Here is a 12479-nt window from a genome sequence, read left to right as displayed (position 1 = left end):
ATGAAAAAAGCACTTATCCTCCTCTCCTTATGCACACTAGCCAATATTAGTTTGAACGCCCAAAAAGTCATTCAACTCTACCAAGGCAAACCAAAGGGCTCTGAAAACTGGACCTGGAGCGAACAAACGAGCAGTAAAAACATGTTCAACTCCGAGGTCGTGTACAACGTGGTGCAACCCTCCATCACCGCCTATCTCCCCTCTCCACAAAATGCCAATGGCACTGCCATTATCGTTGCACCTGGTGGAGCTTTTCATACTTTGAGCATCAATAGTGAAGGTGTTGATGTAGCCAAGTGGCTCAACAGCAAGGGGATTGCTGCTTTTGTACTAAAATACCGGGTAGCCCGCAGTTTCACGGATGATCCGGTCCGGGAATTGATGGGAAAAATGGGCGATTTTAAAAAATTGGATGAAGAAAATGCCCCAATTATCCCTTTGGCTACTGCTGATGGGCAAGCTGCTGTCAAGTATGTTCGGGAGCATGCCAAAGAAATGAACATCAACCCCGAACGCATTGGGTTCATGGGCTTTTCAGCAGGAGGCACCTTGACCATGTCGGTAGTATATACAGCTACAGATGAAACTCGCCCCAACTTCGTTGCCCCCATTTACGCCTACGAAAATGCGATTCTGGGTTCGGAAGTTCCCAAAGCCAAAACACCAATTTTTGTAGCCGTTGCGGCTGACGACCAATTGGGTTTTATGCCCCATTCCATCAACATTTTCAAAAAATGGTTCGACGCCAAACAACCTGCTGAGTTGCACATCTACGAAAAAGGAGGGCACGGATTTGGAATGCGCAAACAAGGCATTCCTACCGATACCTGGTACGAGCGGTTCGGAGATTGGCTAAAATTACAGGGTTTGCTGCCGTAACTAAATTCATTTTTCATCCAAACATCCATACAAATCGCCAGTTGGACTAATCTTTTTTTATGTTCAATCGAAAAAAACTTAACTTTACAAGCATTGAATTATTCTAGTTTAGACTGGCTACTTTGGTCTTAGCCTTCACCCGTTTGGTATGAAAAATAAAATTGTAGCTGCATTTTTGGCCTTGTTTGCAGGCATGTTTGGCGTCCACCGCTTTTATTTGCAACGCTGGTGGCAAGGTGTGATGTATATGGCGCTCTCCTTTATCACCATCATGATCACTGCTGACGGCGAAGGGCCTGCTTTCCTCATCCCCATGGTTTTGGGTTTTGTTGACGCTCTCCTTTTCTTCGTAATGCCCAAGGAGGATTTTGATGAAAAATACAACAAAAAGCGCCTGCAACAAACCCAGCGGGAAACCTATTACGATGAAACAGAAAGTGAGGCCGATCCTTCAGCTTTGATTGAAAAACCGCTCCGTAGCAGTAAGGTGCCCCCCGGTGCCAGGTCTGGAAGGAAGGAAATGAAAAAGGAGGATTTTTTCAAGCGCAGTGGAATTGAGCAATTCCGCAGGATGGATTTTGAGGGAGCAATTGACTCTTTTTTGAAAGCCCTGGAAGACAACATCACCTCTCCTAGTGTACATTTTAATCTGGCTTGTTGTTATTCCATGATTGAAAACACGGAAAAAGCGCTGCAAAACTTGGAAAAAGCCATTGAAAACGGGTTCAGCGATATCTCCAAAATACAATCGCATAAGGCTTTGGCCTACCTACGCAAACAACCTGAATTTGAGGCTTTTGTAGCCAATGGTTACCGCATCATCAAACAATTGCCTGAACCACAACCCAATTTGCTGGAGACTCAAAGCACGGCAGCACCGAAAGATGTATTGGACGAAGTACTCCATCTTGGCGATTTGCGAGAAAAGGGATTGATAACTGAAGAGGAGTTTGTAGCGCAAAAACGAAAGTTGCTATCCTAAGGTGTGTTGTCTTTGGTGCCTTAGGTTTCTTAGGTGGTGAAAAAGTTAAAACCTGCGTAGCAGGTCAATATTTCACCACCTAAGAAACCTAAGGCACCAAAGAGGCACTTTAGAAAAGATATTATTGCTGAACCAACTTCACCTCCATCACAGGCTCGTGCTCACCGGAAATACCCTCAGCAAGGAAGCGCTTCCGTACCGCCTCTTTGGCATAGGCTTCGGCCTCCAGGTAAACATCAGGTACTACACTATAACGAAAAGCCAGAGTAGTTGCTGTGGGTGACAATGCTACCACCGGAGCGGTGATGGGCAATTCCGCCAAATAACCTGGCGATTGTTTAGCCACTTCTTCAAAAATCTGCCGCACTTTAGCCATGTCTTCATGGGGATCAATGGGAACCAAGGTTTCCAAAACCCGGGTGCCTGCAGAACTCAGGTTTTCAATTGCTCCGCTGGTGATGGCTGAATTGGGAATGATGATGGTCCGATTGTCGGGAGTCATCAATATTGTGGTGAAAATTTGAATTTCTTTAACTACTCCGTTGAAGCCTTGGGCGGTGATCAAATCCCCCACCCGGTATGGCCGAAACAGCAAAATCAACACTCCGGAAGCAAAATTGCTCAAACTCCCCTGCAAAGCCAAACCTACCGCCAATCCCGCGGCGCCCAAAACGGCAACGAAAGACGTGGTTTGAATGCCCACAATCCCGGCGGCACTAAACACCACCATCACCTTGAGTAAAACGCTCACCAGGCTGAGCAAAAAGGGACGTAAACTTTGGTCAACCTTGGTCTTTTCCATCCGGCGGCTCATGATCGCGACAATCCAGTTGCAAATCCAGAGTCCGATTAGCAAAACGAGGAGGGCACCGGCTAATTTGGGGGCAAAATTCATGGTGAATTCCATAAATTTGCTCGCCTTTTCCGTAACTTGTGTAGGTTCCATTTTTAAATTTTGATGTTAAAGCTTAATCTTTAGCTTTGGCTAAAATAAGGCAGATATTCCGTGCCTGAAAATTTACACTTTAAAAAACCTTTAATTTTGCAAAAACCTTTTCCTGGCAAAGACGTAGCGCTCCAAAAAATGCAAAGGTATTGCGCTTTTCAGGAACGCTGCCACAGTGAAGTACGCCAAAAACTCCTGGAAATTTCCGTGTATGGGGATACCCTGGAAGAAATCATTGCCGAGCTGATTGCCGACAACTACCTGAACGAGGAACGCTTCGCCAGATCTTATGCCCGAGGCAAATTCCGCACCAAATCCTGGGGGCGCAATCGCATAAAGCAGGAACTCCAGATGCGCCGTGTCTCTGACTATTGTATTCGCAAAGGTTTGGAAGAAATTGAGGAGGAGGACTATCTGGCCACCCTTGAAAAAGTCATCACCAAAAAATTGGAAGAACTGCGCGGAGAGGATCATTTTACTGCTCAACAAAAAACGGCTCAGTACGCCATGCGGAAGGGGTACGAGTCGGAATTGATTTGGCGCATAATAAAAGCATGAACCTACACGAAAACCTATACCAACTCCTGGAAGCTGCCGTCGAACAATACAATCACCCCGATTTTATTGAATCCGATCCCATTTCCATTCCCCATCAATTCAGCCTCAAACAAGACCGCGAAATCATGGGCTTTTGGACGGCCATGTTGGCCTGGGGCCAGCGCAAAACCATCATCAACAATGCCAATAAACTGGTGGAACTGATGGATGGCGCACCCTATGATTTTGTGCTCCACCACCAGGAAGAAGATCGGAAGGTTTTTCTGGACTTCAAACACCGCACCTTCCAGGCTACCGATACGCTCTATTTCCTGGAATTTTTTCAGCACTACTACCGACAGCACGATTCACTGGAGGACGCTTTTGCCCGCCACCTCTCCCCTACTTCACTGCATACCGAATCCGCACTGGCCGGCTTTCAACAACTGTTTTTCTCCCTGCCCGACGCGCCCGAGCGTACCCGCAAACACATCCCCAGTCCCCTGCGCGGCTCTACCTGCAAGCGTTTGAACATGTTTCTGCGCTGGATGGTCCGCAAGGACAAAAAGGGGGTAGATTTTGGGATTTGGGACCGGATTTCTCCGAGCCAGTTACTGATTCCCCTGGATGTACATGTGGATCGGGTAGCACGGAACATGGGGCTTTTGGAGCGGAAACAAACGGATTGGCAGGCGGTGCTGGAGTTGAGTGAGGTCTTGCGGAGTTTTGACCCTACGGATCCGGTGAAATATGATTTTGCTTTGTTTGGAATGGGGGTATTGGGGAAGGAATGGAGTTGAGGCACACGCAGCATTTAAGCACCCTTATCGAAAGTTTCAGACTTTCGATAAGGTTAAATATGCACCATATTTGTAAGATAAGCCACAACCATACTACCGGACATTTCTGAATTTTAGAAGCGGAGGACATGAATTGCCACGTGCTTTAGCGCGTGGTCTGTAGGACTTTTAAAAATGGGCTTTAGCCCTTAAAAACCCATTTAAGAAAAGAGGTGCATTCAGCGCGACATTGTGCCGATGTCTGCCAACCCCCGACCCCTAAAAGGGAGTACATTTTTCGTATGTTTAAAATTTTGATCTTCAGTTAAAAAAAATAAACCACAAACTTACGTAGGCTGTACTCCCCTGTAGGGGTCGGGGGTTCTGAAACAAAAGCACAATCTCGCATTCAATGCTCCCCCCACATTTCCATTTTCCCCTCCTATCCCCTATCTTCACCACAAGACCAAAACCCAAAGCCATGGCCTTGCAGACCTACCTCGACCATATCCGCACCCACATCCAAAAGGACGAACTCTCCGCCGCCCTCCAGCAACTGCGTGACCTACTCGAAAACAGCCCGAAACTCGACGAGGTCATCCAACAAACCGGCCGTTTCGCCCACATTCGCAAGCAAATCCGCCTCGGAACTGTCCATTTCGAAGACGCAACCGTGACCAGGAATCAAATCAGTGCAGCTTTACTGGAATTGGTGAGTGAAATTGAAAAAGAAGGGGTAAAACCGGAACTGGCCGGGGAAGTAGAAAATGCAATCTCGGTCGTGAACAGCAAAAATGTAGCCTCCGGCTCTTTTTCAGCGGGCGGCGACATCAAAATTGGTGACACCACCACCCACGTCCACAATTACAGCGGAGTAGAAATTCCCCGCCTCCTCACTCCCCCACCCTTTCTGCCCGAAATCTTTCTCGGCAGAACCGAAGACCTCCTCCACATCCACGATTTACTGTTTGCCCCCAATGGCAACCTGCTCCTGCTTGTCAACGGTGAAGGTGGCGTAGGCAAAACCTCAATTGCTTCCAAATACTACCATACCTATCAGGAAGCGTACGCCCACGTCGCCTGGGTGTTTAAAGAAAACAGCATTGCCGATGCACTCTTGTTGCTGGCCATGCCTTTGGGCGTAAAGTTTGATGAAAAATGGGACAGCAAGCAACGCCTCGAAGTGCTGCTCCAGGCCATGGCCAACCTCAAAAAGCCTTGTTTGCTGATCATCGACAACGCCAATGAGCTCAATGACTTGAGTGCCTATTTGCCCCAATTGCAGCGTTGCAGCAATTTTCATGTCTTGCTAACCACCCGCATCAGTAAATACCGCCAAGCTGCTTTTTACAAAATAAATCCGCTCCCCCAAGAACAGGCTCTCCAAGCCTTCAAATCCCATTACACGGCCTTTGAGCCCGCTGAAGAAGCACTTTTTTTCGACATCTACGCGGCAGTACAAGGCAATACCCTCGTATTGGAGTTGCTGGCCAAAAACCTCAACCACTTTAACAATGAGCTAAAAAAACACTATCTCCTGGCGGATTTAAAGCGCGATCTGGAGCAGAGTTTGTTGGGCTTGAGCAAAAGTACCAGCGTACAAACGATCTACCAGGGCCTGCGCGAAGAGACGCCGGAATCCATCATCGCGGCCATGTACGACCTCGGTGCCTTGCCCACTGAAGAAAGCAGCCTACTTTCCGTCTTTGCCGTGCTGCCCGCCGAAAGTATCCCCTTTGAGCGCCTGGAAACACTCTTGCCTGACCATGCCGATCTTGATACTTACTTGTTTGCGCTGGAACAAAAAGGCTGGATAGAATACAATGCTGCTGGAAAAGCTTTTAAATGTAGCCCGGTAGTGCAGGAGGTGGTGCGAAGCAAACAAGTTGATCTATTGGAAAACTGCCAGCCTTTAATTGATGGGTTGATTCTACAACTGAACAGGGAGAATTTGCACCTCGATAATTATAAACATTCAAGCATATTTGTACGCTATGCCGAAGCTCTTACAACTGCATTTGCTCAAACCAATAATACCATAGCGATTCTGAATCAAAATATTGGGCACTATTATACCGACACAGGTGAGTTACTCAAAGCATTACTTGTTTATGAAAAAATGCAAAACACTTATCTCGAATTGAGTAGACAAGAACCGAATGAGGTTCATTACAAAGAAGCCTTATCCCTTTCGTATGGAAAACTCGGTGAAACCCACAGCTCCCTGGGCAATTTGCAACAGGCTTTGACTTTTTTTGAAGAAGACATTGAATTATCGAAAGAACTGTACGCGGCCTATCCGCAAAATGTGTCCTTCAAAAACGGTTTGGCCATTTCGTATGAAAAACTCGGGCAAACCCACAGCGACCTGGGCAATTTGCAACAGGCTTTGACTTTTTTTGAAGAAGACATTGAATTATCGAAAGAACTGTACGCGGCCTATCCGCAAAATGTGTCCTTCAAAAACGGTTTGGCTGTATCCTATTCCAAACTTGGCGTTTTGTACCGAGACAAACTGGGAGACCTACAAAAAGCAAAAGAATATTTTCAACACTGCTACGCGCTCTGGAAGGAATTATCCGAGGCGTATCCTGCCTATGTGGAATTCAGGAAGAATTTTGATTGGGCGAAAGGGGCGTTGGGAAAGGAATAATGAATGTCATTTAGTCCCCATTCCTGAATAAAGCAGGTCAACTTGCGCTGCCGCTGGTCCTTACGCATGATTCAGGGTTGTGTGGCAAGGGCAGGGTGCTTGTTTGAATTCAAGCAAAAGCGGCACAATAGCAGCGCGGAGTACGCGGATTGGGCGGATCTACGCGGATTTTGCTTTGCCTGCGGCAAAGTTTTTTCGGCCACGACTTGCACGAATTTTCACGAATTGGTCATTCACTTCGTTCCTGTCAACGCGCTTTCGCGCAAACGAAGTTTGTGCCTAAATTCGTGAAAATTCGTGGCTAATCCCATCCCATCGCGCCGAAGGCGTGATCAAAATCCGCGTAAATCCGCCCAATCCGCGTACTCCGCGCTGCTATCATGTCGCTTTGGTTCAGAATAAAAATTTACTTCTTCCCCCCCTTCACCGGCTCCGTCGTCCGCAAAAATTGCACCAAATCCAGCACCTCCGCCTCCGAAAGCGGATCAAACAAACCCACTGGCATCAGCGAAGTCGGCATCACCTCCCGGGATTGAATCGCCGATTTATCCAGCACCACCGCCTCCAGCCCTACGGTACGGAAAGTCAATTGCCGTTCATTCTCGGAAACCACATTGCCCGAATACGTCCGCCCATCACGGGTAGTCAGCACCACCAGTTTGTAATCCTCCTGGATTTCCCCGCTGGGATTCAGGACATTGAACAAGAGGTAATCCAGGTTGGCACGGTTGGAGCCCGTCAAATCCGGACCGATGTTGCCCCCTTTGCCGTACATTTTATGGCAGGATCCACAAACTGCTTGAAAAACCAGTTCCCCCTTGGCCGCATTGGCCGAAAGCAGGGCTTTTTCGGTGATCATGCGTTGGTATTTCGAATAGGCCTTTTCCAGCGAAGGTTCCTGTTCAATCGGGCCCCATACCTCAATGAAGCCAGAACCCACCACCCGCAACAGTTGTCGGGCAGCATAAGGCGGCACATCCCGCTTGGGAATGGTCTCACTTTTTAAGGCTTGCGTCAATTGCCAGCCGTAGCGGGGCCGCGACGAGAGGGTTTGAATGGCTTGTTGCTTTTCAGCAGCATTGAACTCCGGGTATTTGCTGATCAGCAATTTCGCCAGCGATTCCTGGTCATAATCGGCAATGGCTTGAATCACATCCAGCCGCAAGCCTGCTTCATTGAGCAGCGTGGGGATTTCCGGCAACAATTCAGGCCGTTTGCGCGCAGCGATGAGTTGTAAGGCCTGCTGCCGTTGTGCCAGCGGCGCATTTTTGTTTTTGAGGGTAACCAGGGCCTTTTGGCTGGCCTCGGTATCCCCGAAGCGTTGGGCAATTTGAGTGGCCAGGTCTTGGGTAGGGCCTTTGGCCTGGCGCAATTTGGCGTACAGTGCCGCCCAATTGCCGGGCGCTTTCAGGTCGGTTCTACCTTCCAGACCGTCGCGCATGCCTTCCAGCAGATTCAATTTCTGTTTGGGGTTCTTTTCCAGGGCACTGACCAGCAGCTCGGGTGCATTGGCATCCACGATGCGCCGGGCTACGTAGCGGGAGATCAAGGGAATTTCAGATTGGGCCGCCAGTGCCAACGCCCGATTGGGATTGGCTTTCACCAGTGGTTCGAGGCCAAACCAGATCATTTTGGGCAAGTTGTGGTCGGCCTGGTCTTCACCGTGTTTGACCAATTGTTCGGCAATTTTCCAGGCAGATTCCTTGTCGAGGCGCTGCATGGCCGAAGCCAGGTAGAGCCTCACTACGGGCGAAGGGTCTGCTATGGCCAGGGCTACAAATTTATCCAGGGCCGCAGTGGAAGGCACTTGGTCTTCACACAAGAGCTGAATGGCCCAGGCGCGAATATGGGGATCAGCGTCGCTGAGGGAGTTGAGCAGTAGCGCAGCACTCAGGTTGCCCGTTGTATGCAAACTCCACAGGGCGCGGAGTCGGTAGTCTGCATTCGCATGGCTTTGAAAAATGTTTTGCAGGTTGGCGACAGCCGTTTTGTCCAGTGCCATTTTGCTTGCCCTTCCTTGTAAAATCAATCTGGCCCGGCGGGAATGCCAATCGCTGGGGCTTTTTTGCAATTCCACCAATTGTACATCCGACAATTTGCTCAAATCCCCGTAACGTCCTTCCCAGTTTTGGGCCAATGAAGCAGTCGGCATGATTCGGAACACCCGCCCGGTTTCGCCATTCAGCACCTCTTTGCCACAAATATCGGCATCGTGCCAATCCAGCACGTACAAGCCGCCATCGGGGCCAACTTCCATGCTGAAGCCCACCCATTGGGCATTGTTGGCCATCAGTAGATCGTCGCCGTGTTTGCCCACAAAACCTGAGCCTTTGGGTTCCAAAATATCCGACAAAACCGCATGTTCATGGATATTGGCCATAAAAATTCGCCCCCGATGTTCCTCCGGAAAGGCGTCGGATTGGTACACCCTGGCGCCCCCATGCGCGGAACGGTGACTGTGCTCGGCAATGGTGCGAATGTCGCTGTACAAATAAGGGTTAAAATGTTGTCCGCCCTGGCGATGGTAAACACCCCCAGGGATGATGTGCCACAGGTGCGGGATGACGCAGGCACTGATGAACAACTGCCCCTTGGCGTCGTAATCGATGCCCCAGGGATTGCTGAAGCCGTGAGCCACTACTTCAAATTTATCCTTAGTCGGATGGTAGCGCCACACGCCGCCGTTGATGTCCACACCTTCTGCGTTGAGGATGTCTTCGGGAAAAGGATCGTTGTGTTTGTAAATGCGGCCTTTGCCCACAGGTTTACGCACTTTGGAGGGCGTTGCAAAACCCTGACAACCGTACAACCAACCATCCGGTCCCCAATGCAAACTGTTCAAGGTCTCGTGCCGATCGCGGATGCCCCAGCCAGTTAGGCGCACTTCGATGTTGTCCATATCGGCCTGGTCGTCGTGGTTTTTGTCGGGTACAAAAAGCAGGTTGGGTGGTGCGCCCAAAAACAGGCCATCGAAGCCTACGGCGATGGCCGCTGGAAAGGCAATGCCTTCTAAAAATACTTTTTTGGAATCGGCCACCCCATCGTGATCGGTGTCTTCCAGGATCAAAATGCGGCTATTGCCTGCTTTGGAAAAGCCATAACCACGCGATTCGTAATCCCGGTTTTCGGCCACCCAGAGTCGGCCACGGTCGTCCCAACAAAAGGCCATGGGTTGGGTGATCATGGGTTCGGAAGCCCAGGTGTTTGCTTTAAAACCTTCCTTGAGGGTCATCGCCTTAACGGCTTCATCAGGGCTTAAAAACTTGGCGTCGCGGCCTTCCGCTTGTGCAATACCCCATAATGAATACATCATATCCTGGCCGCTGAATGCACTCCAGATGCTGTTCATTGTCACATCGTTGAGCGTACCCGTATAGACAACCAATTGGTATTTGATGACTTCCACTTTGCCTTTGGGGATTTGCCAATCGGCGGTACGTGCCCGGGCCGGGCCAATGCCCAATTGCCCATCTACCCGCCAGTGTTGAGGGAAACCTTTGTTTTCGGGATGATCCAAAATGGCAATATGCGCCCAATCGTTCCGCCCTTCGATTTGCATGCCTACATCGACCCAGCCAGCGCGTTGGCCTTCGGCTTTTTCATTGCGTTGGCGGGCGGCATTGATCACTTCACCTTTGATGCCTTCTTTCCAGGGCATGCGCACAAACAAGCCGCCGTAATCGTACTTGCCAATCGTGATGTCGGTTTGGGCTTCACCCGCCCATTCCAAGTCCAGGAGGTATTTGCCGTCTTGCTCCCGCATGGTCCAGGTTTGGGTTTCGGTCAGCACGGTATTGCCTTTTTCATCCAAAAGGTCGTACTCGGTTTCCCATTTTACCTCCGGCCCCTTGGCTTTGATGACCGTAGCCGAAACGCGCCGCCAATAATCTCCTTCGGGGTGGTGAAAATAATCCCGCCCATTGACCCGGGTGAAACCCCAATAAATGCCGGTTTGGTGCTTGTGGTGGCCGGGGCTGTATTCCGTCAAAACACCATTGCCATCTGGAGCGATGATGGGGTGTAAAAAAGGGCGGAAATCGGCTTTGGCATTTTGGGTCAAAACAGGGGTTTTGCCTTTGGCGGTAAAAACGGATATGGTGCCGAGGGCTTCGTCTTGGACGAGGCGAAATTCGGTCGTAGTAGTTGGTGTGACCTTTGGTTTAAGTGCTTTAGGCATCAAGGCAAACCAGGCCAAACCGAGCAGGGCAAGGGAAAAAGTGTAGAGTTTGGATGTCATATTTGGCAGATTTTGGCAAAGACATGATTTAGGGCATTTGTTTAAGTATAGTACTCCACCTCCGGCGGAGTGTTTTTTAAAGATTTAGCCACAAATGACACAAATTTTCACAAATTGGGTCACAAACTTCGTTTGTATCCTTTGTGCTAATAAAATGTCGCTTTGGCTATCATAATTTGTGAAAATTTGTGTCATTTGTGGCTAAAAAGATGTAGTACTTCGCCAAAGGCGAGGTGCTATAATATCATCGGTATTTCTTCAAAATCCTCCTCGCCAGCGAAGCCTTATGGGTCTCATCCGTCCCATCGTAAATCCTTGCCGCCCGTTCCTCCCGGTAATAAAAGGCCAAAATGGTATCGTCAGTAATCCCCAATCCGCCATGCACCTGAATCGCCCGATCCAGCACATCGCTCAGCACCTTGGCTGTAAAAAACTTGATGGCAGACACTTGTTCCGCCGCTGCCTTTTGGCCCGCCTTTTCCATCAGCAAGGCGGTGCTGAGCACCATCAATTTAGCCGCGTCAATTTCCGCACGGCTTTCCGCGATCATCTGTTGCACCATTTGTTTTTCACCCAACATCACCCCGTCTTCAATTTCGCGGGTGGCAGCGTAGCGGCACATTTGCGCAAAAGCGCGTTCACAAATGCCCATCCAGCGCATGCAATGGTGGATGCGGCCAGGGCCCAGGCGTGCTTGGGCGAGCGTGAAGCCACTGCCTTCGGTGCCGATCAGGTTTTCGACTGACACCCTTACGTTTTCAAAACGAATCTCCGAGTGGCTCATCCAGCCCGAACCAGAGTGTCCCATGATGGAGATGTTGCGGATGAATTGCAGGCCGGGGGTATTGGTTGGCACCAGAATCATACTAGCCCTTTGGTGGGGCGCAGCCTCGGGATCAGTTACCGCCATCACGATGGTAAAGGTTGAGCCGTCAAAGGCTGTGGTGAACCACTTGTGCCCATTGATCAGGTATTCATCGCCTTCACGTACGGCAGTGGTGCCCATGCGCACGGGATTGCTTCCTGCAAATTCCGGCTCGGTCATGGCAAAACAGCTGCGGGTTTCACCAGCCGCAAGGGGCGTCAAAAACTGTTCTTTCTGGGCAGCAGTACCCGCTAAGTGTAGCAGCTCCATGTTGCCAATATCGGGTGCCTGGCAGTTGAAGAGGTAATAGCCAAAGGGAGAGCCACCTACTGCTTCGGCAATAAAAGCGTGCTCCAACAGACTCAGTCCCAGGCCACCGTAATGGGGGGCGAAGCAGGGCAACCACCAGCCATTGGCTTTGACTTTGTCGCGCAGGGCATTCAGGGTAGGTTGAAGATCTGCCCAGGACAATTTGAGCCATTGCAAGTCATGGGGAAAAACCTCCTCGGCCATGAAGGTGTGGATGGCGGGGAGAAGTTTTTTGATGCGATCGGTTTTGATGAGTTCGGTTAGCATAATGTAGGGCAGCTGCTTCCCTGAG

General features: G+C 49.8%; 8 protein-coding genes. 5 read left to right on the top strand and 3 right to left on the bottom strand.

Going from position 1 to position 12479, the window contains the following annotated elements:
• Positions 1-879: an alpha/beta hydrolase gene (locus SFV55_RS03735; RefSeq protein WP_320028120.1), complete on the top strand. Its 879-nt coding sequence runs from the start codon at positions 1-3 to the stop codon at positions 877-879.
• Positions 880-1027: 148 nt separating this feature from the next.
• Entirely contained in the window at positions 1028-1861 is an 834-nt protein-coding gene (locus SFV55_RS03730) for a TPR end-of-group domain-containing protein (protein ID WP_320028119.1), read from the top strand.
• Between the two features lie 121 nt (positions 1862-1982).
• Here SFV55_RS03730 and SFV55_RS03725 read toward each other — a convergent pair whose 3' ends face one another.
• Entirely contained in the window at positions 1983-2807 is an 825-nt protein-coding gene (locus SFV55_RS03725) for a mechanosensitive ion channel family protein (protein WP_320028118.1), read from the bottom strand.
• A gap of 96 nt (positions 2808-2903) precedes the next feature.
• Here SFV55_RS03725 and SFV55_RS03720 point away from each other — a divergent pair, with 96 nt between their 5' ends.
• From SFV55_RS03720 to SFV55_RS03710, 3 genes are all read left to right on the top strand, one after another.
• On the top strand, positions 2904-3365 hold the full coding sequence (locus tag SFV55_RS03720; RefSeq protein ID WP_320028117.1) for a regulatory protein RecX: 462 nt from the start codon (positions 2904-2906) through the stop codon (positions 3363-3365).
• A complete protein-coding gene (locus tag SFV55_RS03715) occupies positions 3362-4144 on the top strand; it encodes a TIGR02757 family protein (protein WP_320028116.1) in 783 nt (260 codons plus the stop codon). The genes SFV55_RS03720 and SFV55_RS03715 overlap by 4 nt, the downstream gene beginning before the upstream one ends.
• A 460-nt stretch (positions 4145-4604) precedes the next feature.
• Entirely contained in the window at positions 4605-6776 is a 2172-nt protein-coding gene (locus tag SFV55_RS03710; protein WP_320028115.1) for a tetratricopeptide repeat protein, read from the top strand.
• A 406-nt stretch (positions 6777-7182) separates the two neighbouring features.
• Here the strand turns inward: SFV55_RS03710 and SFV55_RS03705 are convergent, their stop codons facing one another.
• Positions 7183-11013 (bottom strand): PVC-type heme-binding CxxCH protein, encoded by a 3831-nt coding sequence (locus tag SFV55_RS03705; RefSeq protein WP_320028114.1) that lies wholly within the window; start codon positions 11011-11013, stop codon positions 7183-7185.
• Between the two features lie 244 nt (positions 11014-11257).
• Positions 11258-12454, bottom strand: a complete 1197-nt coding sequence (locus SFV55_RS03700) for an acyl-CoA dehydrogenase family protein (protein WP_320028113.1) — start codon at positions 12452-12454, stop codon at positions 11258-11260.
• Between the last annotated feature and the right edge of the window lie 25 nt (positions 12455-12479).

This window comes from Haliscomenobacter sp., from assembly GCF_033763495.1.
Lineage (GTDB): Bacteria > Bacteroidota > Bacteroidia > Chitinophagales > Saprospiraceae > Haliscomenobacter.
This window is presented reverse-complemented; position numbering and strand designations above follow the sequence as displayed.

Bases quoted from the DNA above. Each gene is read 5' to 3' on its own strand.
- SFV55_RS03735 (WP_320028120.1), top strand. From the start codon at position 1: ATGAAAAAAGCACTTATCCTCCTCTCCTTATGCACACTAGCCAATATT.
- SFV55_RS03730 (WP_320028119.1), top strand. From the start codon at position 1,028: ATGAAAAATAAAATTGTAGCTGCATTTTTGGCCTTGTTTGCAGGCATG.
- SFV55_RS03725 (WP_320028118.1), bottom strand. From the start codon at position 2,807: ATGGAACCTACACAAGTTACGGAAAAGGCGAGCAAATTTATGGAATTC.
- SFV55_RS03715 (WP_320028116.1), top strand. From the start codon at position 3,362: ATGAACCTACACGAAAACCTATACCAACTCCTGGAAGCTGCCGTCGAA.
- SFV55_RS03710 (WP_320028115.1), top strand. From the start codon at position 4,605: ATGGCCTTGCAGACCTACCTCGACCATATCCGCACCCACATCCAAAAG.
- SFV55_RS03705 (WP_320028114.1), bottom strand. From the start codon at position 11,013: ATGACATCCAAACTCTACACTTTTTCCCTTGCCCTGCTCGGTTTGGCC.
- SFV55_RS03700 (WP_320028113.1), bottom strand. From the start codon at position 12,454: ATGCTAACCGAACTCATCAAAACCGATCGCATCAAAAAACTTCTCCCC.